Genomic DNA, 22,300 nt, shown 5'->3' on the forward strand with positions numbered 1-22,300 from the left:
CGACCTGTGAGTGACCAGAAGAAGGTCGTCGTCTTCGACTACGGCTTCGGCAACGTGCGTTCCGCCGAGCGCGCCCTCGCCCACGTCGGCGCGGACGTCGAGATCACCCGCGACTACGAGAAGGCGATGAACGCCGACGGGCTGCTGGTGCCCGGCGTCGGTGCGTTCTCCGCCTGCATGGAGGGGCTGAAGAAGGCCCGCGGCGAATGGATCATCGACCGCAGGCTCTCCGGCGGCCGACCCGTGATGGGCATCTGCGTCGGCATGCAGATCCTCTTCGAACGCGGCATCGAGCACGGCGTGGAGACGGAAGGCCTCGACGAGTGGCCCGGTACCGTCGCCCCGCTGAAGGCCCCGATCGTCCCGCACATGGGCTGGAACACCGTGCAGGCCCCGGAGGACTCCGATCTCTTCGCCGGTCTCGACCCCGAGGACCGGTTCTACTTCGTGCACTCCTACGCCGTGCACGACTGGAGCCTCGAAGTCACCAACGCCAGGATCCGTGCCCCCCGGGTCACCTGGGCCACCCACGGCGAGCCGTTCGTTGCCGCAGTGGAGAACGGCGCCCTGTGGGCCACCCAGTTCCACCCCGAGAAGTCCGGCGATGCCGGCGCCCAGCTGCTGACCAACTGGATCGGAACACTCTGATGTCCACCAAGCTTGAGCTCCTCCCCGCCGTCGACGTCCGCGACGGCCAGGCCGTCCGCCTCGTGCACGGCGAGTCCGGCTCCGAGACCTCGTACGGCGACCCCCTGCAGGCCGCCCTCGCCTGGCAGCAGGCAGGCGCCGAATGGCTGCATCTGGTCGACCTGGACGCCGCGTTCGGCACCGGTGACAACCGGGCGCAGATCGCCGAGGTCGCCCGCTCCATGGACATCAAGGTCGAGCTGTCCGGTGGCATCCGTGACGACGCCTCGCTCGCCGCGGCCCTCGCCACCGGCTGCACCCGGGTCAACCTCGGCACCGCCGCCCTGGAGACCCCCGAGTGGGTCGTGAAGGTCATTGCCGAGTACGGCGACAAGATCGCCGTCGGCCTCGACGTCCGGGGCACGACGCTCCGCGGCCGCGGCTGGACCCGCGACGGCGGCGACCTCTACGAGACGCTCGCCCGCCTCGACTCCGAGGGCTGCGCCCGCTACGTCGTCACCGACATCGCCAAGGACGGCACGCTCCAGGGCCCCAACCTGGAGCTCCTGAAGAACGTCTGCGCCGCCACCGACAAGCCCGTCGTCGCCTCCGGCGGTGTCTCCTCGCTGGACGACCTGCGGGCGATCGCCTCGCTCGTGCCCGATGGGGTCGAGGGCGCGATCGTCGGCAAGGCGCTGTACGCGAAGGCGTTCACCCTGGAAGAGGCGCTGCAGGTGGTCTCCGCATGACCGACTCCGTCCGCCGTGTCTCCTCCGGGGCCCCCTGGGAGGAGAAGTTCGGCTACTCCCGAGCGGTGGAGCTGTCCAACGGGCTCGTCCTGGTGGCCGGCTGCACATCGGTGGTCAAGGGGCAGATCTCCGCGGGCGGCCCGTACGAGCAGGCCGTCGCCTCCTTCAACGTCGCCTTCGACGCGCTGAAGCAGGTGGGACTCGGCCGTGAGGACGTCGTCCGTACCCGGATGTACATCACGCACGCCCGGGACGTGGACGAGGTCGGCCGCGCCCACAAGGAGCTGTTCGACGACGTCCGCCCCGCCGCTTCCATGATCATCGTGTCCGGCTTCGTCGACCCCAGCCTGGTCGTCGAGGTCGAGATCGAGGCCTACCGGGCAGGTGTGCAATGAGTCTCGCGGTACGAGTCATCCCGTGCCTGGACGTCGACAACGGCCGGGTCGTCAAGGGCGTCAACTTCCAGAACCTGCGCGACGCGGGTGACCCCGTCGAGATGGCGAAGCTGTACGACGCCGAGGGCGCCGACGAGCTGACCTTCCTCGACATCACCGCGTCCAGCGGTGACCGGGAGACGACCTACGACGTGGTGCGCCGCACCGCCGAGCAGGTCTTCATCCCGCTCACCGTCGGCGGCGGCGTCCGCACCGCCGACGATGTCGACAAGTTGCTGCGGGCCGGCGCCGACAAGGTCGGCGTCAACACCGCGGCCATCGCCCGCCCGGACCTCATCCGGGAGATCGCCGAGCGGTTCGGCCGACAGGTCCTCGTGCTCTCCGTGGACGCCCGCCGTACCCCTGAAGGCACCTTCGAGGTCACCACGCACGGCGGCCGCAGGGGCACCGGCATCGACGCCGTCGAGTGGGCGCACCGGGCCGCCGAGCTGGGTGCGGGCGAGATCCTGCTCAACTCGATGGACGCGGACGGCACGAAGGACGGCTACGACACCGAGATGATCGCGGCGGTCCGGGGGCATGTGACCGTCCCGGTCATCGCCTCCGGTGGCGCGGGCCGGCTCGCGGACTTCGCGCCGGCCATCGCGGCGGGCGCCGACGCGGTGCTGGCCGCGTCCGTCTTCCACTTCGGTGATCTGAGGATCTCCGAGGTCAAGGGCGCACTGCGGGAGGCCGGGCACCCGGTCCGCTGACCGCGGAGTCATCGATCGCCGGACGGAGCCGATATGCGGTTCCGTCCGGCGATCGGCGTTCTGCGGTCCGTCCCTGCCCGATCGCGGCAGTCATGCACGAAACCCCGCAACTTTTATTGCGCAATAAATATTGTGCAAGTTTTCTTTCCTGTCTACGGTGAGGGGCATGGCAAGCAATGAACCGCGCCGGGTCTCGGATCTGGAGACCTTGAAGGCGTTCGGACACCCCCTGCGGATGAAGCTGTACCGAGCGCTCTACATCTCCCGCAAAGCCACCGCCTCCCAGCTCGCCGAGCTGGTCGACGAGGCGGTCTCGCTGGTCAGCTACCACCTGCGCAAGCTCGCCGACCACGGCCTGATCGAGGAGGCCGAGCAGCAGGGAAAGGACGGCCGCGAGCGCTGGTGGCAGCCCGCGTCGAAGGGGCTGAACGTCCACGACGAAGACTTCAGCGACGCGCCCGAGAAGGTCGCCACGCATGCCGCCGTCGGCAGGCTCTCCTTCGACCAGCACATCGAGCTGTACCGCCGTTACCTCGACTCGGCCCAGAGCTGGTCGATGAAGTGGCGCAGCGCCGCCTCCAGCTCCGAGTACCTGGCCCGGCTCACCGCCGACGAACTGGCCGCGCTCAACCGCGAAGTGCACGAGGTGATCGACCGGTACGAGGCGGCCGGCCGGGCCCGCGACGAGGCGGGGGACACCGAAGGGCGCGAGAACGTCGCCATGCATCTGTACGCATTCCCGTTCCGCATCTGAGCCGGCCACCCGAGAGGACGACCCTCATGACTGTCACCGTCACGGCCACGAGAGCTCCCGAACGCCCCGCCCACCGCGACGGCAACGTCCTGCGCTGGCTCGGCGCGTACACCGCGTCGATGGTCGGCGACAGCGTCTACTACATGGCGCTGGCCTGGGCGGCCACCCGCACCGGCACCGCCGCGCAGGCCGGCTTCGTCCTCGCCGCCGGATCCATACCCCGCGCCGTGCTGATGCTCGGCGGGGGAGTCCTCGCCGACCGGTTCGGGCCCCGGCGTCTCGTCATCGGCAGCGACGCCGTGCGCTGCCTGGTCGTCCTGGGCCTGGCCGGCGCCCTGATGTTCACCTCGCCCGCCCTGTGGATGCTGATCGCGGTCGCGCTCGTCTTCGGCGCGGTCGACGCGCTCTTCCTGCCCGCCGTGGGAGCTCTGCCGCCCAGGATCACCACCCCCGGACAGCTGGCCCGGATCCAGGGACTGCGCGGACTCGCCACCCGTACCGCCAATGTGGTCGGCGCACCGCTCGGCGGGGTCGCGGTGGCCGTCGGCGGACCCGTGCTCGCCTTCGCCGCGGCCGGGGTGCTCTTTGCCGTCTCACTGCCCCTGCTCGTCGTCGTACGGATCGCGCCCCTGCCCGACCAGGCCGGTGCCGAATCTCCCGGCACCGCATGGCGCGAACTGGCCGACGGGGTGCGCCACATCCGGCGCCATCCACTGCTCGGGCCGCTCGTACTCGTCCTCGCCGTCAGCGAGCTGGGTTTCGCGGGCCCGCTCAACCTCGGGCTGATCCTGCTTGCGAAGGAGCGCGGCTGGGGCGCCTCCGGGATGGGCTGGATCGTCGCCGCCTTCGGTATCGGCGCCGGCGCCGCGGGCCTGCTGCTCGCGGTCCGCGGGCGGCTGCCCCGGGCAGGGCTGATCATGTGCCTGACCGTGCTCGTCGGCGCGGTCGCCGCCGGGGCCCTCGCGTACGTCCCGTCGGTGCCGCTCGCCGCCGCCGTCGGCGCCGCGGTCGGGCTCTTCGCCGGACTGGGCGGGGCGCTGTGCGGGGCGCTGATGCAGTCCGCCACCGATCCCGCCTATCTGGGGCGGGTCACGTCGGTCTCGACGCTCTTCACCCATGCGGTCGCACCGCTCAGCTACCCGGTGACCGGCGCGGCCGTCGCCGCCTGGGGGACCGCGCCGGTCTTCGTCGCCGGCGCGGCGCTGGGCGGGGCGGGGGCCGTAACCGGTCTGGTCGTCAACCGGCTGCGCCGCGCGGAACTCCCGCGCTGACCCCGGCCCCGTACGCCCTACATGCCCAGCTCGGCCGTGCTCACCCGGGCAACCGCCTCCTTGTCGCCCTCCAGCTCCACCCGCGCCGCATCCTGCCGCCCCGACGCGAAGAGCAGCAGCTCGCCCGGCTCCCCGGTCACCGTCACCACCGGAGTGCCCTTGTGCGCCACGGCCGTCTGTCCGTCCGGACGACGCAGCACCAGCCCCACCGGGGCCTTGCGCCCCATCAGCCGCGCCGCCTTCTCCATGCGCGACCACAGGGCGTCGGCGAAGACCGGGTCCAGATCCCGCTGCGACCAGTCGGGCTGGGCCCGGCGCACGTCCTCCGCGTGGATGTAGAACTCCACCGTGTTGGCCGCCTCGTCCAGCTGCTTCAGTCCGAACGGCGACATCCGGGGCGGCCCCGTACGGATGAGCTGGATCAGTTCCTCGTACGGCTTCTCGGCGAATTCGGACTGGACCCGGTCGAGCCGGTTCTTCAGCGGGCTCAGCAGCACCCCGGCCGCCGCGTCCGGCCTGCGCTCGCGTACCACCACATGGGCGGCGAGGTCGCGGGTCGTCCAGCCGTGGCACAGGGTCGGGGCTTCGGGGCCCGCCGCCTCCAACAGGTCGGCGAGCAGAAGTCGTTCACGCTTTGCATGGGTCGACATGCCCGCCAGCGTACGACCGGGGTCCGCAGTCCGCCCAGTGGACGCCCCGCCGGACGGCGTCCGCGGCCACGGCACAATGGGGCACATGACCAGCACGCCCGCCCCCAGCACCCCGCCCGCCAGCAGCCTGGACCCCGCTGTCGCCGCCCGCCTCAAGCGCGACGCCGACGGTCTGGTTCCGGCCATCGCCCAGCAGTACGACACCGGTGAGGTGCTGATGCTCGGCTGGATGGACGACGAGGCGCTGCATCGCACCCTGACGACCGGCCGCTGCACCTACTGGTCCCGCAGCCGTCAGGAGTACTGGGTCAAGGGCGACACCTCCGGTCACATCCAGCTGGTCAAGTCCGTCGCCCTCGACTGCGACGCGGACACCGTCCTCGTCAAGGTCGACCAGACGGGCGCCGCCTGTCACACCGGCGACCGCACCTGCTTCGACGCCGACGTCCTCCCGCTCGGGCAGTAGGGTCAGCCGCCATGGATCTCGAGACCTTCCGCAAGCTGGCCGCCGACCGGCGTGTCATCCCCGTCAGCCGCCGGCTTCTCGCGGACGGCGACACCCCGGTCGCGCTCTACCGCAAGCTCGCGGGCGAGCGCACCGGCACGTTCCTCCTCGAATCCGCGGAGAACGGCCGCACCTGGTCCCGCTACTCCTTCATCGGGGTACGCAGCGCCGCCACCCTCACCACCCGCGACGGCCGGGCCCACTGGCTCGGCACCCCGCCCGTGGGCGTCCCCGTCGACGGCGACCCGCTGGTGGCCCTGCGCGCCACCATCGACGCCCTGCACACCCCGCGCGACCTGCACTCCGGCATGCCGCCCTTCACCGGCGGCATGGTCGGCTATCTGGGTTACGACGTCGTGCGCAGGCTGGAGAGGATCGGCGAGCACGGTGGCGACGATCTGAAGCTCCCCGAGCTGACCATGCTGCTCACCTCGGACCTCGCCGTCCTCGACCACTGGGACGGCAGCGTCCTGCTGATCGCCAACGCGATCAACCACAACGATCTGGAGACCGGCGTCGACGAGGCGTACGCCGACGCCGTCGCCCGCCTCGACGCCATGGAGGCCGATCTCTCCCGCCCGGTCGAGAGCGCCCCCGTCGCCCTCCCGCCGTCCGAACTCCCGCCGTACACCGCACTCTGGGGCGGCCAGGCCTTCCAGGACGCCGTCGAGGACGTGAAGGAGCGGATCAGGGCCGGCGAAGCGTTCCAGGTCGTCCCCTCCCAGCGCTTCGAGACCCCGTGCACGGCCGCCGCCCTGGACGTCTACCGGGTGCTGCGCGCCACCAACCCGTCGCCGTACATGTACCTCTTCCGGTTCGACGGCTTCGACGTCGTGGGCTCCAGCCCGGAAGCCCTCGTCAAGGTCGAGGACGGGCGCGCCATGGTCCACCCGATCGCCGGGACCCGGCCCCGTGGCATCACCCCGCAGGAGGACCAGGCCCTCGCCGACGAGCTCCTCGCGGACCCGAAGGAACGCGCCGAGCACCTGATGCTCGTCGACCTCGGCCGCAACGACCTGGGCCGGGTCTGTGTGCCCGGCAGCGTCGAGGTCGTCGACTTCATGTCGATCGAGCGGTACTCGCACGTCATGCACATCGTCTCCACCGTCACCGGCCGCGTCGCCGAAGGCCGTACCGCCTTCGACGTCCTCACCGCCTGCTTCCCGGCCGGTACCCTCTCCGGCGCCCCCAAGCCGCGCGCCATGCAGATCATCGAGGAGCTCGAACCCACCCGCCGCGGACTGTACGGCGGATGTGTCGGCTATCTGGACTTCGCCGGGGACTCCGACACCGCCATCGCCATCCGCACGGCGCTGCTGCGGGACGGCACGGCATACGTCCAGGCCGGAGCGGGAATCGTCGCCGACTCCGACCCGGTTGCCGAGGACACCGAGTGCCGTAACAAGGCCGCCGCGGTCCTGCGCGCCGTCCATACTGCCAACCGCCTCCACGAACGCTGACGAGGTAAGGGATAGTGGGGTACGTGAGTGCTGTCCCCGTACCCCAGCCCCGTGCCCAAGCCGCCACCGCGCCCGACACCACGGGAAGCCGCCGCAGCCTGGCCGCCGGCCTGCTTCTCGGGGCGGTCGGCGCCACCGTCGTCCTCCTCGCCTCCGGCCAGACCTGGGCGGAGGGCAAAGCCGCGGTCGGCGGCGGCTCCCTGCCACTGACCGCCGACGGCCAGGACGTCACCGGTCTCCCGGCGGCCCTCGCCATCGTCGGCCTGGCCGCCCTCGTCGCCGTCTTCGCCGTCCGCAGCGCCGGCCGGCTGCTCGTCGCCGGGCTGCTCGCCCTCAGCGGCCTCGGGGTCGGTGCCAGCGCCTACCTCGGCGCCTCCGACAGCGCGGCCCTCGACGAGAAGGCGGCGCAGACCACCGGCGACGCCTCCGCCACCATCGACGCCCTCAGCCACACCGCGTGGCCGTACATCACCGCCGCCGGCGGCCTGCTGATCCTCCTCGCCGGGCTGCTCGCCCTGCGGTACGGGAAGCTGTGGCCCACCATGTCGGGACGGTACGAACGCGACGGCACCCCGCGGCCCCGCAGGGCCCCCCGCACCGCCCCGGACCCGGACCGGCCCGAGGACCTGTGGAAGGCCCTTGACCGCGGTGAGGACCCGACGCGCGAGGTATGACCCCCCAGCTCACGTCGTACCCGCACGTACGGGACAATGATGGTGAGCTTTCTGCACAGCGGCAGCGCAGCGCACCACAGCGGCACCAGCTTTGCGTACAGCGATACCAACAGCGCAACACCAACGAGGAGCAACTCATGGCGGGCAGCAGCCACGGACACACCCCGGCCGCCTGGACGGGTGTCATCATCTCCTTCATCGGCTTCTGCATCGCAGGCGTCTTCATGGTCGCGGCCAACCCGCTCGGCTTCTGGGCCGGTATCGCGGTCATCTTCATCGGCGGGCTCGTCGGTCTCGCGATGAAGGCCGCCGGCCTCGGCATGCCGAAGGAGTCGGCCGAGATGGCCGCAGCCAGGGCGCGGGCCGGACAGGCTCAGGTCTCCTCCTGACCCCGGTCGGACCCATTGTGCGAGGCGCAGCCCGGACCGGGCTGCGCCTTTCCGCGTGACCGGGGACAATCACCGGGTGGACGCCTCCCCTTCTCCCGCAGCCGCACCGGGCCCGCACGGTCACCCGCCCGTGCCGGTCTTTCCGCCCGCGCCCGTGCCGCGGTCGGCCGTCCGCCGGCTCGCCACCCCCCTCGGGGTGATGGCCGCCGTGGTCGCGGCCTTCGGCTATGTCGGCGCCGTCGACCCCAACCAGCCGGGCCACTACCCGGTCTGCCCGTTGCTCCGGTTCACCGGCCTTTACTGCCCGGGCTGCGGCGGGCTGCGCAGCGCCCATGCCGTCGCCCACGGGGACATCGCCGCGGCCCTGGGCTCCAACGCCCTCGCGGTCGTCGGCTACGCGATCTTCGCCGTCGTGTGGGTGGTCTGGATGGTCCGCGCGAGCAGGGGACGGCCGCTACGGATCGATCTGCCACCGGTCTACTGGTGGGGGATCGGTGCCGTGCTCCTGATCTTCGCCGTGGTCCGGAATCTGCCGTTCGGATCGATGTTGGCGCCGTGAATGCCCAGGTAGTGGGACATCCGTCGGCCGGATGTGAGTCGGGGGCCCTCCTGCGGATACCATCGAGATGGCTGATCCTGTTCCCTCATCACCGTCCCGGAAGGGGGCCGCTCGCGTGAGTGTGCTCGACGAGATCATCGACGGCGTTCGCGCCGACCTCGCAGAGCGGCAGGCGCGCGTCAGCCTCGACGAGCTCAAGGAGCGCGCGGCGCGCGCTCCGGCTGCCAAGGACGGAGTCGCCGCCCTGCGCGGCGAGGGCGTGACCGTCATCTGCGAGGTCAAGCGCTCCAGCCCCTCCAAGGGGGCCCTGGCCGCGATCGCCGACCCGGCCGCGCTCGCCGCGGACTACGAGGCCGGTGGCGCGTCCGTCATCTCCGTCCTCACCGAGGAGCGCCGCTTCGGCGGTTCGCTCGCCGACCTGGAAGCCGTTCGCGCCAAGGTCGACATCCCGATCCTGCGCAAGGACTTCATCGTCACCTCCTACCAGCTCTGGGAGGCCCGCGCCTACGGCGCCGACCTCGCGCTGCTGATCGTCGCCGCTCTCGACCAGGAGGCACTCGTCTCGCTGATCGAGCGCGCCGAGTCCATCGGTCTGACGCCGCTGGTCGAGGCGCACGACGAGGAGGAGGCGGAGCGTGCCGTGGCCGCCGGCGCGAAGATCATCGGTGTCAACGCGCGCAATCTGAAGGACCTCAAGGTCGACCGCTCGACGTTCGAGCGCGTCGCCCCGGAGATCCCGGCGGGCATCGTCAAGGTCGCCGAGTCCGGCGTCCGAGGCCCGCACGACCTCATCGCCTACGCCAATGCCGGCGCCGACGCCGTGCTCGTCGGCGAGTCCCTGGTCACCGGCCGCGACCCGCGGGCCGCCGTCGCCGACCTGGTCGCCGCGGGCGCCCACCCGGCCCTGCGGCACGGACGGAGCTGACCCGCACCGTGTCCGCCGACCGTCCCGTGTTCCGCACCCGGCCGGGCCTGCGCCTCGCCGGTGTGACGGCTGCCCGGGACCCGCACGCGCCGCTGGCGCGCGGCTGCCGCCCCCGCGGCTGCCGCGCCCCCGCGCGCCGGGTGCACGGCCGGCGTGTGCGGTACGTGATCGGAGACGAGCCCGGCCAGGTCAACGGCATGCGATGGCGCCCGGGGACCGCGCTGTAGCGAGCCCCGGCCACGTACCCGCACCACACCTCTCGTACGTACGACCGCACCGCCCGACCGCCCTCGGTCGCGGCGGCGTCTCGCTCACGACGCATACGGTGAACCCACCCGTTGCCATGACGAGGAGCACGTCGGATGTCATCTGACTTCTTCATTCCGGACCCCGAGGGTCTGATCCCCAGCGCCGAGGGCTACTTCGGCGCGTTCGGCGGCAAGTTCATCCCGGAGGCGCTCGTCGCCGCCGTGGACGAGGTCGCCGTCGAGTACGACAAGGCGAAGGCCGACCCGGCCTTCGCCGCCGAGCTCAATGAGCTCATGGTCAACTACACCGGCCGGCCCAGCGCGCTGACCGAGGTGCCGCGCTTCGCCGAGCACGCGGGCGGTGCCCGGATCTTCCTCAAGCGCGAGGACCTCAACCACACCGGCTCGCACAAGATCAACAACGTGCTGGGTCAGGCGCTGCTCACCAAGCGCATGGGCAAGACCCGGGTCATCGCCGAAACCGGTGCCGGCCAGCACGGTGTGGCCACCGCGACGGCCTGCGCCCTCTTCGGTCTCGAATGCACCATCTACATGGGCGAGATCGACACCGAGCGGCAGGCGCTGAACGTGGCGCGGATGCGGATGCTCGGCGCCGAGGTCATTGCCGTGAAGTCCGGCTCCCGCACACTCAAGGACGCCATCAACGAGGCGTTCCGTGACTGGGTCGCCAACGTCGACCGCACGCACTACCTCTTCGGTACGGTCGCGGGCCCGCACCCCTTCCCGGCGATGGTCCGTGACTTCCACCGTGTCATCGGCGTCGAGGCCCGCCGGCAGATCCTGGAGCGGACCGGCCGGCTGCCGGACGCCGCGATCGCCTGTGTCGGCGGCGGCTCCAACGCCATCGGGTTGTTCCACGCGTTCATCCCGGACGCGCGCGTCCGGCTGATCGGCTGCGAGCCCGCCGGACACGGTGTGGAGACCGGCGAGCACGCGGCGACCCTGACCGCCGGCGAGCCCGGCATCCTGCACGGCTCGCGCAGTTACGTCCTCCAGGACGACGAGGGCCAGATCACCGAGCCGTACTCGATCTCGGCCGGTCTCGACTACCCGGGCATCGGCCCGGAGCACGCGTACCTCAAGGACATCGGCCGCGGCGAGTACCGCGCGGTCACCGACGCCGCCGCTATGCAGGCGCTGCGCCTGCTCTCCCGTACCGAGGGGATCATCCCGGCCATCGAGAGCGCCCACGCGCTGGCCGGCGCCCTGGAGGTCGGCAAGGAGCTCGGCAAGGACGCGCTGCTCCTGGTCAACCTGTCCGGTCGCGGCGACAAGGACATGGACACGGCGGCCCGATACTTCGGGCTGTACGACACGGACGCGACCGTCGAGGCGGACGCGGACAACAACGGCGCCGAGATCGAGGGGGACGTCAAGTGAGCGGCAACATCGAGCTGTTGAGCGCCACCCTCGCCGCGGCCAGGGCCGAGGACCGGGCCGCACTGATCGCCTACCTGCCGGCCGGGTTCCCGTCGGTCGACGGCGGTATCGAAGCCGTCAAGGCCGTCGTCGCCGGTGGCGCCGACGTCGTCGAGGTGGGCCTGCCGCACAGTGACCCGGTGCTCGACGGACCGGTCATCCAGACGGCCGACGACATCGCCCTGCGCGGCGGCGTGAAGATCGCCGACGTGATGCGTACGGTCCGCGAGGCCTACGAGGCGACCGGCGTCCCGATCCTCGTCATGACGTACTGGAACCCCATCGACCGGTACGGCATCGAGCGCTTCACCGCCGAGCTCGCCGAGGCGGGCGGCGCCGGGTGCATCCTGCCCGACCTGCCGGTCCAGGAGTCCTCCCTGTGGCGCGAGCACGCCGACAAGCACGGTCTCGCGACCGTCTTCGTCGTCGCGCCGAGCAGCAAGGACGAGCGCCTCGCCACCATCACCGCGGCCGGCTCCGGCTTCGTTTACGCGGCCTCGCTGATGGGCGTGACCGGCACCCGTGAATCGGTCGGCGAGCAGGCCCAGGACCTGGTGCGGCGCACCCGTGCCACCACCGGGCTCCCGGTCTGCGTCGGTCTCGGCGTCTCCAACGCCCAGCAGGCCGCCGAGGTCGCCGCCTTCGCCGACGGAGTGATCGTCGGCTCCGCCTTCGTCAAGCGGATGCTGGACGCCCCCGACGAGGAGTCCGGACTGACCGCAGTCCGCTCACTTGCGGGCGAACTGGCCGAAGGCGTTCGAAAGCGCTGACACCGGGCATCGCCCGAACGGGTGGACCTGGGACCGGGGAGGCACGTACGTGCCTCCCCGGTTCGTTGCTGCGGGTGTGAGCGAGAAGAACGAAGAAGGAAAAAGGGCCGCGCGCGACCGGCTCGTACAGCAGCGTGAGCGGGAGAAGGCGCGCGAGCGCCGCCGGCGCACGCTGATCGTCACCACCGGCGTGGTGGGTGTGCTGGCGCTGGCCGCCGTCATCGGCATCATCGCCGCGAATTCGGGCGGCAAGGGCGAGAAGGCGACCGGGGCGGGGCCAGTCGTCGCGCCGTCCGGTGCGACCGGCAAGGACAACCTGGCCATCCCGGTGGGTGCGGACAATGCCCCGTCCACGCTCACGATCTGGGAGGACTTCCGCTGCCCGGTCTGCGCGCAGTTCGAGAACGCGTTCCGGGACACGATCCACCAGCTGGAGAGCAGCGGACAGCTGAAGGTCGAGTACCACCTGGCCACGATCATCGACGGCAATCTCGGCGGCAGCGGCTCGCTGGACGCGGCCAATGCGGCGGCCTGCGCGCAGAACGTCGGCAAGTTCTCCGCGTACCACGACGTCCTCTACCGCAACCAGCCGCCGGAGACCGACGACGCCTTCGGCAAGAGCAGCAAGCTGATCGGGCTGGCGGGCAAGGTCGAAGGCCTCGACACCCCCGCCTTCCGTAGCTGCGTGGAGGACGGCACGCACAACACCTGGGTCCAGAAGTCCAACACCGCGTTTCAGAACGGCGGCTTCAAGGGCACGCCGACCGCGCTGCTCAACGGCGAATCGATCTTCCCGAAGAAGGGGAACGAACCGATCACCGTGGCAAACCTGAAGAAGTGGGTCGCCGAGGCGAACAAGGGGAAGCAGCCGGCGAAGGTCACCCCGGCGCCGACCGGTTCCTGACCCGGACCGGGGCCCGCCGGGGCGGCGATTCGATGATCGGCTCGTTACCCATACGTTGTCGGGCGGGTTGCCGTAGGTCCCGCCCGGCAGGGTAGCGTCGACCTTGCCATGGACCTTGCCTACATTCCCAGCCCGTCGACCGGCGTGATCGATCTCGGACCGATCCCGCTCCGCGGCTACGCGTTCTGCATCATCATCGGTGTGTTTGTCGCCGTCTGGTTCGGCAACAAGCGCTGGATTGCCCGGGGCGGCAGAGCCGGCACGGTGGCCGACATCGCCGTCTGGGCCGTGCCCTTCGGTCTTGTCGGAGGCCGGCTCTACCACGTCATCACCGACTACCAGCTGTACTTCAGCGACGGCGAGAACTGGGTCGACGCCTTCAAGATCTGGCAGGGCGGCCTCGGCATCTGGGGTGCGATCGCGCTCGGCGCGGTCGGTGCCTGGATCGGCTGCCGCCGCCGCGGGATCCCGCTGCCTGCCTGGGCCGACGCGCTCGCCCCCGGCATCGCCTTCGCCCAGGCGATCGGCCGCTGGGGCAACTGGTTCAACCAGGAGCTGTACGGCAAGCCGACGGATCTGCCGTGGGCCCTGAAGATCAGCGAAGGCCCCAACCGGGTCGCCGGTACGTACCACCCCACGTTCCTGTACGAGTCGCTGTGGTGCGTGGGCGTCGCACTGCTGGTGATCTGGGCGGACCGCCGCTTCAAGCTCGGACACGGGCGGGCGTTCGCGCTGTACGTCGCGGCGTACTGCACGGGGCGGGCGTGGATCGAGTACATGCGGGTCGACGAGGCCCACCACATTCTGGGCCTGCGCCTGAATGTGTGGACCGCGGTGATCGTCTTCGTCCTGGCGGTGACGTACATCGTGATCTCGGCGAAGGTGCGGCCGGGGCGCGAGGAGGTCGTCGAGCCGGGGGCCGCGGAGACCGCCGAGGTGGCCGAGGGCGTGGAGGATGCGGACGAGGGCTCGGAGGCGGCCGAAGGCGCGAAGGACGCGGACTCGGGCTCGGCCTCGAACGCCGATGGTGACGCCGAGCGTGACGACGAGGGCCGGGCGCCGGGGAAGAACGGCACCGCAGAGGCAGCGAAGAACGGCTGACGCCACCCATTTGTACGAGGGGCCCGAACCGGACGGTTCGGGCCCCTCGCCGTTCCCCCGGAGGCTCCGCCCCCGCCCCCCGTTCCTCAATCGCCGCAGGGGCTGGATTCGGTGTGCCGGAGGGGCTGGGTCTCCGTCGTCAGCTCACCCGTTCTGCCAGCGCAAGCGTCCGGTGGGCCGCTGCCACCACCGCCGCGTCCACGAATCGGCCGTCCGGCAGCGCCAGTGCGCCTGCCTCCGTGAGGGCCGCCGCCACGATTTCCTGGGCCGAGTCGATCTCCTCCGAAGTGGGCCGGAACGCCCGCTCGATAACCGGTAGCTGACGGGGGTGGATCGCCGCCCGGCCGATGAACCCCAGCGCGCGGCCGTGCGCGCAGGAGTGCCGCAGGCCGTCCAGGTCCCGTACGTCCGGGAACACCGACTGGGTCGGCGGGGCGAGGCCGGCCGCGCGGGCGGCGACCACCACCCGGCTGCGTGACCAGTCGAGGCCCCGGTCGTCCCGCACCCCCAGATCGGCCCGGAGATCGGCCTCGCCGAGGGCGATCGAGCGGACCTGGGGGTGGGAGGCCGCGACCGTGTACGCGTGCTCGATGCCGAGCGCCGACTCCAGCAGCGGACAGAGCGCCACGCCGGGGGCGAGCGCCGCGATGTGGTGGACGGTCGCGGAATGCGTGATCTTCGGCAGGCGCAGTTCGGCGAGGCCCGGCAAGCCGGCCAGGGCCAGGACGTCGGCCTCTGTGTGGACCCGGACATGCACCGGCGCGGCCGTGCCGGCGGCCGGTTCGGTGAGGAGCTCGACGGTGGCGGACCGGGCGTAGTCCTTGCGGTCCGGTGCGACCGCGTCCTCCAGGTCGACGATCACCACGTCCGCGCCCGAGTCGCGTGCCTTGCGCACCACGTCCGGCCGGTCCCCGGGAACGTACAGCCACGTCAGATGCACCTCTTCGGCTGAGGTCACAGGACGCCTTCCGCCCGTAGCCCGGCAATGTCCGGTCCTGACAGGCCGAGCCCGGTCAGGATCTCCTCGGTGTCCGCGCCGTGCGGACGGCCCGCCCAGCGGATCGAGCCCGGGGTCCGGGAGAGCCGGAAGAGGACGTTCTGCATCCGGAGCGGGCCCAGTTCGGGGTCGGGGACCTCGGCGACGGAGCCCAGGGCCCGGTACTGCGGATCCTCCATCACGTCCCGGATGTCGTGAATGGGGGCGATGGCCGCCTCCGCCTTCTCGAACGCGGAGATCGCGTCGTCGCGGGTGTACCGGGCCATCCAGGTGCCGACCGCCTCGTCGAGTTCGTCGGAGTGTTCGGCGCGGGTGGTGCCGGAGGCGAACCACGGCTCGTCGATCAGCTCCGCCCGGCCGACCAGACGCATCACGCGTTCGGCGATGGACTGGGCGGAGGTGGAGACGGCGACCCACTGGCCGTCGGACGTGCGGTACGTATTGCGCGGGGCGTTGTTGCGCGAGCGGTTGCCGGTGCGTTCCTGGACGTAGCCGAGCTGATCGTACCAGAGCGGCTGCGGGCCGAGCACGGTGAGGATCGGCTCGATGATCGCCAGGTCGACGACCTGGCCCTCCCCGGTGCGGTCCCGCCCGGCCAGCGCCGCCATCACGGCGTACGCGGTGGCGAGTGCGGCGATCGAGTCGGCGAGGCCGAAGGGCGGCAGGGTCGGCGGCCCGTCCGGCTCGCCGGTGATCGCGGCGAAACCACTCATCGCCTCGGCGAGTGTGCCGAAGCCGGGACGGCGCGCGTACGGGCCGAACTGGCCGAAGCCGGTGACCCGGGTCAGCACCAGCCGCGGGTTGACCGCGTGCAGTTCCTCCCAGCCGATGCCCCACCGCTCCAGCGTCCCCGGCCGGAAGTTTTCGATGATCACATCGCTGGAGGCGGCCAGCCGGAGGAGGACGTCGCGCCCGCCGGGAGTGGAGAGGTCGAGGGTGAGATTGCGCTTGTTGCGGCCGAGCAGCTTCCACCACAGGCCGATGCCGTCCTTCGTCGGGCCGTGGCCACGCGACGGGTCGGGCTTGCGTGGATGCTCGACCTTGATCACCTCGGCGCCGAAGTCGCCGAGCATGGTGGCCGCGAGGGGGCCGGCGAAGAGCGTGGCGAGGTCGAGGACCCGCAGACCGGAGAGGGGTGCTTCCGTGGGCGCGGTCATGCGGCGTCGATCTCACTGCGGTACGGCATGGAGGTCGAGGCACCGGCCTTCTGTACGCAGAGCGCCGCAGCGGTCGACGCCCAGGCGAGGGCCTCCGGTACGGCCCGTCCTTCGCCGAGGGCCACGGCGAGCGCCCCGACGAAGGTGTCCCCGGCTCCGGTGGTGTCGACAGCGGTCACCTCCGGGGCGGGGAAGTGGACCGTTTCGCCGCCCCGGGCCGCGTACAGGCAGCCCTTCGAACCGAGGGTGATGACGACCTCGGGGACGCGTCGGAGCAGGATCTCGGCCGCCGCGTGGGGTTCGGTCTTCCCGGAGAGTGCGGCCGCCTCGTGCTCATTGGGGATCAACAGGTCGACGGTGTCGAAGAGCTCGTCCGGCAGGGGTTGTACGGGGGAGGGGGTGAGGATCGTCCGTACGCCCTGCGCATGGGCCATCCGGGCCCCTTCGACCACGGCCGACAGGGGCAGTTCCAGCTGGAGGAGGAGCAGATCGGCCTCCGCGATGGCGGCCATCTCGCCGGGGCCGAGCGTGTGGACGGTGCCATTGGCGCCGGGGATCACCACGATGGCGTTGCCGCCCGTGTCGTCGACGACGATGTGCGCCGTGCCGCTGGGGCCCTCGGCGGTGTGCAGCAGATCGGTTTCGACGCCCGCGTGCTCCAGTTCGGCCCGGAGCTGCGCCCCGTACGCGTCGTCGCCGACCGCGCCGATCATCAGCACGTCAGCGCCTGCGCGGGCGGCGGCGATGGCCTGGTTGGCGCCCTTGCCGCCGGGGATGGTGCGGAACTCCCTTCCGGTGACGGTCTCCCCGCGCTCCGGGGCCCGTGCGACGTAGGCGACAAGGTCCATATTGGTGCTGCCGAGCACCGCGATGGCGGTCATGGGCGGAGTGCCTCCTGGTAGGTCAGTTCAGCGAGTGCGTCGAAGCCGACGGAGTCGAAACCCGGGACGGATGTGGCGAGACGGTTCTTGAGCGGGGTGGTCCACCGGACGGGCAGCGCGTCGGGCCGGCCGGCCAGCAGACCGGCCAGCGACCCGGCGGTCGCACCGTTCGAGTCCGTGTCCCAACCGCCGGAGACCGCACGGCAGATGGAGCCGGAGAAGTCGCCGTCGGCGTGGGTGAGAGCGGCGGCGAGCAGCGCGGCGTTGGGCAGCACATGGACCCAGTGGTACGCGCCGAACGCGGCGTGCAGCCGGTCGGCGACCGCATCGAAGTCCGGCTCCCCGCTGGCCGCGTCGATCCCGGTGCGGACCGCGTGTGCGAACCGCGAGCGCGGCGGTACGACGCGCAGCCCGGTCGCGAGGCAGCCGTGTACATCGGTCTCCCCGCCGGCCGCCTCGGCGAGCGCGGCAGCGGTGAACATCGCCCCGTACACGCCGTTGCCGGTGTGGGTGAGGACCGCGTCCCGGTGGGTCTGCTCGGCGGCGGCCGCCGGGTCGCCGGGGTGTGTCCAGCCGTGCACATCGGCGCGGATCCGGGCGCCGATCCACTCCCGGAACGGGTTGCGGTGCCGGGCGGTGTCCGGCGGCTCGATTCCGTCGAGCAGATTGCGGTACGCCACTCGCTCGGCGGTGAAGGTCCGGCCGGCGGGGAGTTCGTCGAGCCAGAGCCGGGCGAGATCGGCGGTGGAGAAGGACGGTCCGTACCGCTGGATCAACAGCAGGGTGAGGAGTGGGTAATTGAGATCGTCGTCCTCCGGCATCCCGTCGATGTTCTCGGCGAGCGAGGTGGCGGCGGAGCGGCGGTTCCAGGGGTACGCGGCGGTCAGCTCGTCGGGCAGGCCCCTGGCGGTGAACCAGGTGGCGAGCGGCCAGTTCCCGGTGGCGCGGGCCAGTGCGCGGATCCCCGCGAGAGGCAGTTTCTCGACGGGCTTGCCGAGCAGGCAGCCGGCGGCGCGGCCCAGCCAGGCCGCCTCCAGCCGGGCCTTGCCGACCGTCGGAAGCTCCGCGCGCGGAGCCGGCCAGTGCGGGCAGGCCGCCCGGATCGCGGCCAGATCCGTCGGCTCGTCGACGGCCGACGTGGAGTCGAGCAGCGCGAGTTCGTCGAGCAGCCGCTCGGCGAGCGCGCGGAGTGCGGGCGGCGCGGGGGGCGTCGACGCGCCCGCGCGCTCCGGGGCGGGGGCGCCGCCCGCCGCGTACCAGCGGCGCTCGATGTCCCGCATGTCCCGTCCGTCCTCGGCCGCCTGGCGCAGTTCGTGCCCGATCAGATCCTCCGGCTGCACCCAGGTGACCCGCACAGTCACGGCGTACCTGCCAGCGTCGCGAACGCCGCCTCGTGCGTACGCCGCCGGGCGGTGTCCCGTACGAACACCTCGCGGGCGACGTCCGTCAGTGTCCGCGCCGGTGCGTGCAGATCGAGGCGGCTGGCCTCGGCGACCGTTTTCACCCAGGTGGCGGGGATCGCCGCCTCGCCGTGCAGCGCGCCGGCGAGCGCACCGCTCATTGTGGCGATCGAGTCGCAGTCCCGGCCGTAGTTGACCGAGCCGAGCACCGCGTGCCGGTAGTCGCCGTCCGCGACGAGCAGCATTCCGAGGGCGATCGGCAGCTCCTCGATGGCGTGCAGCCGGGACGGGCGGCGGGCGCCGAGGGACGGTGCGCGGTAGTCGGGTCCGACGGTGTCGAAGGGGGCGACGGCGGTACGCAGTGGTGTCAGTGCCGTCTCGAAGTCCCGGTACCGCACGGCCACTTCGCAGACCGCTTCGATGGCGGCCCGCGTCCCGTCCTTGGCGAGCGACAGACAGGCGTCGACGACGGTGGCGGGCGTCGCGTCCGGCGCACAGGCGGCGGCGACGGCCGCCGCGAAGACTCCGGCGGCCTCCCTCCCGTACGACGACTGATGGGCGCCCGCGACGTCCAGCGCCTCGGCGTACGCGGCCTGCGGATGGGCGGCGTTGACCAGGCCGACCGGCGCCATGTACATCGCCGCCCCGCAGTTCACGATGTTCCCGGAGCCCGCCTCGCGCGGATCGACATGACCGTAGTGAAGCCGGGCGACGATCCATTTCTCGGCGAGGAAGATCCGATGCAGCGGCAGCGCCTCGGCCTCCAGCTCCGGGATCCAGCGGGGGGTCGAGATCAGCTCCGGTACGAGATGGTCGGCGACGCAGTACGCGTCGAGATGGTCCCTTACGGTGCCGTACACCCGTACCAGCGCATGGGTCATCAAGGTGTCGTCGGTGACGTGACCGTCGCCTTTGTGATACGGGGCGATCGGGCGGGCGGTGCGCCAGTCCTCGCCGTCCCACGGGCCCACGATGCCGGTGATCCGGCCGCCGTGGCGTTCGACGATCTGCTCGGGGGACCGGCCCTCGACCGGCCCGCCGAGCGCGTCGCCGACGGCGGCGCCGACGAGGGCGCCGGTGATCCGGTCATCGAGACCGAGCGCGGTGGGTGGTTTGTTCTGAATCGGCGTCATGCCGGAATTGTCCACCCGAAGGGGCTGGTTCCGTGTCTGTCAGCAGCCCGGCGAGTTCGATGAGATCGGTGCCCGCGAGACGGGGCAGCGCGCACCCCGCGAGGGTGCGGCAGGCCTCGCGCCAGCCGTCCGGGACGGCGGCGATGCCGCCGAGCGCACCGGTCAGCGCGCCGGCCAGGGCGGGCGCCGAGTCCGCGACCCGCGACAGACAGGCCGCCGCGGGAATGGCCTGGGCGATCTCGCCACGGGCCGCGGTGGCCAGGGCCAGGGCGACCGGTACGGTCTCGGCCGCGGCGATCCCGTAGCTGTAGACATGGTCGACGATCTGGTGCTCCAGTACCGGTACGAGCGCGAAGGCGCCGGCTGCCTCGCCGACGAAGTCGCGGGCGATCCGGACGGCGTGAGCGGCGTTGCGGGCGATCTCGGTGCCCTCGGGGAGCTGGACGAGCGCGGCGTTCACCGCGGTGTCGACATCGGCCCCGCCCAGCGCCTCGGCGATCGCGGCGGCCATCGCACGGGCGCCGTGCACACCGTCGCCGTCCTGGGTGTAGCGGGCATCGAACTCGGCGAGTTCGGCGGCGGCCCAGGGTCGGCCGGGGTGGACGACCGCCAGCACGGCAGCCCGTACACAGGCCGCGTCGTCGAAGTAGTGCGGGTTGTCGTGACCGGTGGCGGGTGGCCGCAGCCCGGCGGCGAGATTGCCGAGCCCGGCCCGGACCGAGATCCGGGCGCGCAGCGGGAGAACCGCCGACTCGACCTCGGGCGCCCGTGCGGCGGCCGCGGCCACCTCGGCGGCCAGCGCGTTCCACGCGACATCGATGGCGGCCCGCATCCGGCGGTCGGGGGAGAGGCCGTGCAGCGGGCCGGCCGCCGAAGCCAGCACGGTCCCGGCGGCGAACGCGGCCCACTCGGCGTCGTCGGAGGGACCGAGCCGCAGTGGCTCGGGCGGCTGGTTGAGCGCGATGGGCACCGGGAGGGTGGTGGTGGCGTTCTGCTCGGCGAAGGTGTCGAGCTCCCGGGTGAGCCGACGCGTCCATTCGGGCATCCGGGCCGCCCGGTGACGCGCCGCGGGCCACCCGGCGGCATCCCCGGAGGCCAACCCGAGCAGGAGCCCCTCGATCCGGGCCCGGCGCCCCGGCAGGGGTCGGTTCAGGGCCGGGGTGGAACGGTTCTTCGGGTGGGGCTCGGTGTCCCGCGCGGTAGTCATGACACCACCGCCGCGGGTCCGTCCGCGGCGGACGGACCCGACGGCCCGTCGACGGGGGCGGCGGCGTGCCGGGCTGTGGCGGGGCGGGTGCCTACGGAACTGCCGCCGGACCCGCCGGCTGCGCCGGTCCCGTGGCCGTTGCCGATCCCGCTGTCCCTGCGGTTCCCGCCGTTCCCCGCACCGTCCGGCTCGTCCGTCTCGTCCGGTGTGAGCAGCTCCGCGATGTCCAGGACGTGATGGCCCCGCATCGACGGCAGGCAGCTGCCTCGGACCGGGCCGATCGCCCGCCCCCAGTTCCGGGGGATCGCGGATACCCCGCCCAGCGCGCCGGCCAGTGCACCCGCCACCGCTGCCGTGGTGTCCGCGTCGCGGCCCATGTTGACCGCCGTGAGCACCGCCGTACGGAAGTCACCGCGCGCCGCCGCGAACGCGCCGAACGCCAGGCCCACCGCCTCCGGTGCCAGGTCCGTCCACGGGTAGCCGCCCACCACCACCGCGGAGCGCACCGCGCGTTCCCTCGTGAGGCGGTCGGGGTGCTTGTGCTGCGCGGCCGTCACAGCCCGCCGCAGCGAGCGCGCGGTCCAGGAGTCCATCGGTACGACGGACAGGGCGGCCGCGATCACGGACGTGACCCCCGCTCCCGCCATCGCGGCGGCCACCCCGGCCGCCACCGCCTGGCCGCCGTAGATGCCCTCACCGTCGTGGCTGACCTGCCCGTCGATCGCGACCAGGCGCGCGGCCTCCGCCGGCCGGCCTGCCGCGAAGACTCCGAACGGGGCCGCGCGCATCGCGAGCCCGTCGCTCCAGGCGTGCCGGTGCTGGGCGGAGATCGGGGCGGCGAGGCCCCGGCGCAGGTTCTCCAGGGTGCCGCGCTCGCTGAACCCGGCACCGCGGAACGGCCCCTCGTCCAGGTCGGCGATCCACAGATGCCAGGCCCGCTCGACATGGGTGACGGTCAGCGCCGAGCCGTGCCGGGCGAGCAGCAGCCCGGAGAAGATCGCGTACTCCGTGTCGTCGGTACCGGCCGGGTCGTCGCTGACGAAGCCTTCGATCCGGCCCCAGCGACGGCGGATCTCGGACGGTCGCAGGTTCTCCGCGGGTGCGCCCAGCGCATCGCCCACGGCAAGGCCGAGGAGCGCACCCCTGGCCCGGTCGGCCCGGTCGGGGCGGCCGGCACCGTCGGTGACGCTCGCGTCGGCGCGGTGCGCGTCGTTCCTGGCTGCCTCCGCCGTGCCCCCGCCCGTGCGCGGTTCTGCCGGATTGCCTGCAATCAACTCCATCGCGTCGACCCTTCGCTCGTACCGAGCCAGTTCTCGTACCTGTCCGATCTGTGCCACGCGGAGCACCGACAG

25 protein-coding genes are annotated in these 22,300 nt (G+C 72.1%); 17 read left to right on the plus strand and 8 right to left on the minus strand.

Going from position 1 to position 22,300, the window contains the following annotated elements; genetic code table 11:
• The first annotated feature begins 6 nt into the window (after positions 1-6).
• The 6 genes from hisH (at position 7) to OHA03_RS22840 (ending at position 4,548) form a co-directional block, all read left to right on the plus strand.
• On the plus strand, positions 7-648 hold the full coding sequence (hisH, locus tag OHA03_RS22815) for an imidazole glycerol phosphate synthase subunit HisH (protein ID WP_267005651.1): 642 nt from the start codon (positions 7-9) through the stop codon (positions 646-648).
• On the plus strand, positions 648-1,376 hold the full coding sequence (gene priA, locus OHA03_RS22820) for a bifunctional 1-(5-phosphoribosyl)-5-((5-phosphoribosylamino)methylideneamino)imidazole-4-carboxamide isomerase/phosphoribosylanthranilate isomerase PriA (protein ID WP_267005652.1): 729 nt from the start codon (positions 648-650) through the stop codon (positions 1,374-1,376). Before hisH ends, priA begins: the two co-directional genes overlap by 1 nt.
• A complete protein-coding gene (locus OHA03_RS22825) occupies positions 1,373-1,771 on the plus strand; it encodes a RidA family protein (RefSeq protein WP_267005653.1) in 399 nt (132 codons plus the stop codon). Before priA ends, OHA03_RS22825 begins: the two co-directional genes overlap by 4 nt.
• Complete coding sequence (gene hisF, locus OHA03_RS22830) at positions 1,768-2,523, plus strand: imidazole glycerol phosphate synthase subunit HisF (protein WP_267005654.1); 756 nt, start codon at positions 1,768-1,770, stop codon at positions 2,521-2,523. Before OHA03_RS22825 ends, hisF begins: the two co-directional genes overlap by 4 nt.
• 166 nt (positions 2,524-2,689) lie before the next feature.
• On the plus strand, positions 2,690-3,277 hold the full coding sequence (locus tag OHA03_RS22835; RefSeq protein ID WP_267005655.1) for a transcriptional regulator: 588 nt from the start codon (positions 2,690-2,692) through the stop codon (positions 3,275-3,277).
• A 26-nt stretch (positions 3,278-3,303) separates the two neighbouring features.
• A complete protein-coding gene (locus tag OHA03_RS22840) occupies positions 3,304-4,548 on the plus strand; it encodes an MFS transporter (RefSeq protein WP_267005656.1) in 1,245 nt (414 codons plus the stop codon).
• A gap of 17 nt (positions 4,549-4,565) precedes the next feature.
• Here the strand turns inward: OHA03_RS22840 and OHA03_RS22845 are convergent, their stop codons facing one another.
• Entirely contained in the window at positions 4,566-5,198 is a 633-nt protein-coding gene (locus OHA03_RS22845; protein ID WP_030972824.1) for a TIGR03085 family metal-binding protein, read from the minus strand.
• Between the two features lie 85 nt (positions 5,199-5,283).
• On the opposite strand from OHA03_RS22845, the gene hisI reads away from it, so the two are divergent.
• The 11 genes from hisI (at position 5,284) to lgt (ending at position 14,173) form a co-directional block, all read left to right on the plus strand.
• The gene (gene hisI / locus OHA03_RS22850) at positions 5,284-5,664 is read left to right on the plus strand and encodes a phosphoribosyl-AMP cyclohydrolase (protein WP_267005657.1); all 381 of its coding nucleotides are present in this window, start codon (positions 5,284-5,286) and stop codon (positions 5,662-5,664) included.
• A gap of 11 nt (positions 5,665-5,675) precedes the next feature.
• Positions 5,676-7,163 (plus strand): anthranilate synthase component I, encoded by a 1,488-nt coding sequence (locus tag OHA03_RS22855; RefSeq protein WP_267005658.1) that lies wholly within the window; start codon positions 5,676-5,678, stop codon positions 7,161-7,163.
• Between the two features lie 14 nt (positions 7,164-7,177).
• Positions 7,178-7,837: a TIGR02234 family membrane protein gene (locus OHA03_RS22860; RefSeq protein ID WP_267005659.1), complete on the plus strand. Its 660-nt coding sequence runs from the start codon at positions 7,178-7,180 to the stop codon at positions 7,835-7,837.
• Between the two features lie 137 nt (positions 7,838-7,974).
• Complete coding sequence (locus OHA03_RS22865; RefSeq protein WP_030972817.1) at positions 7,975-8,226, plus strand: HGxxPAAW family protein; 252 nt, start codon at positions 7,975-7,977, stop codon at positions 8,224-8,226.
• 130 nt (positions 8,227-8,356) lie between these two features.
• Complete coding sequence (locus tag OHA03_RS22870) at positions 8,357-8,785, plus strand: DUF2752 domain-containing protein (protein ID WP_267008129.1); 429 nt, start codon at positions 8,357-8,359, stop codon at positions 8,783-8,785.
• A 115-nt stretch (positions 8,786-8,900) separates the two neighbouring features.
• Positions 8,901-9,710 (plus strand): indole-3-glycerol phosphate synthase TrpC, encoded by an 810-nt coding sequence (trpC, locus tag OHA03_RS22875; RefSeq protein ID WP_030972813.1) that lies wholly within the window; start codon positions 8,901-8,903, stop codon positions 9,708-9,710.
• 26 nt (positions 9,711-9,736) lie between these two features.
• Positions 9,737-9,937 (plus strand): tryptophan biosynthesis modulator TrpM, encoded by a 201-nt coding sequence (gene trpM, locus OHA03_RS22880; RefSeq protein ID WP_267008130.1) that lies wholly within the window; start codon positions 9,737-9,739, stop codon positions 9,935-9,937.
• A gap of 135 nt (positions 9,938-10,072) precedes the next feature.
• Positions 10,073-11,359, plus strand: coding sequence for a tryptophan synthase subunit beta (gene trpB / locus OHA03_RS22885; protein ID WP_267005660.1), 1,287 nt, complete (start codon positions 10,073-10,075; stop codon positions 11,357-11,359).
• Entirely contained in the window at positions 11,356-12,168 is an 813-nt protein-coding gene (gene trpA, locus OHA03_RS22890) for a tryptophan synthase subunit alpha (protein WP_267005661.1), read from the plus strand. Before trpB ends, trpA begins: the two co-directional genes overlap by 4 nt.
• A 76-nt stretch (positions 12,169-12,244) precedes the next feature.
• Entirely contained in the window at positions 12,245-13,072 is an 828-nt protein-coding gene (locus OHA03_RS22895; RefSeq protein ID WP_267005662.1) for a thioredoxin domain-containing protein, read from the plus strand.
• A 108-nt stretch (positions 13,073-13,180) separates the two neighbouring features.
• Positions 13,181-14,173, plus strand: a complete 993-nt coding sequence (gene lgt, locus OHA03_RS22900; RefSeq protein ID WP_267005663.1) for a prolipoprotein diacylglyceryl transferase — start codon at positions 13,181-13,183, stop codon at positions 14,171-14,173.
• 139 nt (positions 14,174-14,312) lie between these two features.
• Here lgt and OHA03_RS22905 read toward each other — a convergent pair whose 3' ends face one another.
• The 7 genes from OHA03_RS22905 to OHA03_RS22935 are packed head-to-tail and all read right to left on the minus strand — an operon-like array spanning position 14,313 to position 22,228.
• On the minus strand, positions 14,313-15,131 hold the full coding sequence (locus tag OHA03_RS22905) for a CoA ester lyase (RefSeq protein ID WP_267005664.1): 819 nt from the start codon (positions 15,129-15,131) through the stop codon (positions 14,313-14,315).
• Positions 15,128-16,327 carry a CaiB/BaiF CoA-transferase family protein gene (locus OHA03_RS22910; protein WP_267005665.1) on the minus strand — a complete coding sequence of 400 codons (1,200 nt, stop codon included), beginning with the start codon at positions 16,325-16,327 and terminating at the stop codon, positions 15,128-15,130. The genes OHA03_RS22905 and OHA03_RS22910 overlap by 4 nt, the downstream gene beginning before the upstream one ends.
• Positions 16,324-17,208, minus strand: coding sequence for a ribokinase (rbsK, locus tag OHA03_RS22915; protein WP_267005666.1), 885 nt, complete (start codon positions 17,206-17,208; stop codon positions 16,324-16,326). The genes OHA03_RS22910 and rbsK overlap by 4 nt, the downstream gene beginning before the upstream one ends.
• Positions 17,205-18,569 carry an ADP-ribosylglycohydrolase family protein gene (locus tag OHA03_RS22920; RefSeq protein ID WP_267005667.1) on the minus strand — a complete coding sequence of 455 codons (1,365 nt, stop codon included), beginning with the start codon at positions 18,567-18,569 and terminating at the stop codon, positions 17,205-17,207. The genes rbsK and OHA03_RS22920 overlap by 4 nt, the downstream gene beginning before the upstream one ends.
• On the minus strand, positions 18,566-19,741 hold the full coding sequence (locus OHA03_RS22925) for an ADP-ribosylglycohydrolase family protein (RefSeq protein WP_267005668.1): 1,176 nt from the start codon (positions 19,739-19,741) through the stop codon (positions 18,566-18,568). Before OHA03_RS22925 ends, OHA03_RS22920 begins: the two co-directional genes overlap by 4 nt.
• On the minus strand, positions 19,695-20,948 hold the full coding sequence (locus OHA03_RS22930) for an ADP-ribosylglycohydrolase family protein (RefSeq protein ID WP_267005669.1): 1,254 nt from the start codon (positions 20,946-20,948) through the stop codon (positions 19,695-19,697). The genes OHA03_RS22925 and OHA03_RS22930 overlap by 47 nt, the downstream gene beginning before the upstream one ends.
• Positions 20,945-22,228 carry an ADP-ribosylglycohydrolase family protein gene (locus tag OHA03_RS22935; RefSeq protein WP_267005670.1) on the minus strand — a complete coding sequence of 428 codons (1,284 nt, stop codon included), beginning with the start codon at positions 22,226-22,228 and terminating at the stop codon, positions 20,945-20,947. The genes OHA03_RS22930 and OHA03_RS22935 overlap by 4 nt, the downstream gene beginning before the upstream one ends.
• Between the last annotated feature and the right edge of the window lie 72 nt (positions 22,229-22,300).

Origin of the sequence: Streptomyces sp. NBC_00154 (genome assembly GCF_026342835.1) — a bacterium.
GTDB lineage: Bacteria > Actinomycetota > Actinomycetes > Streptomycetales > Streptomycetaceae > Streptomyces.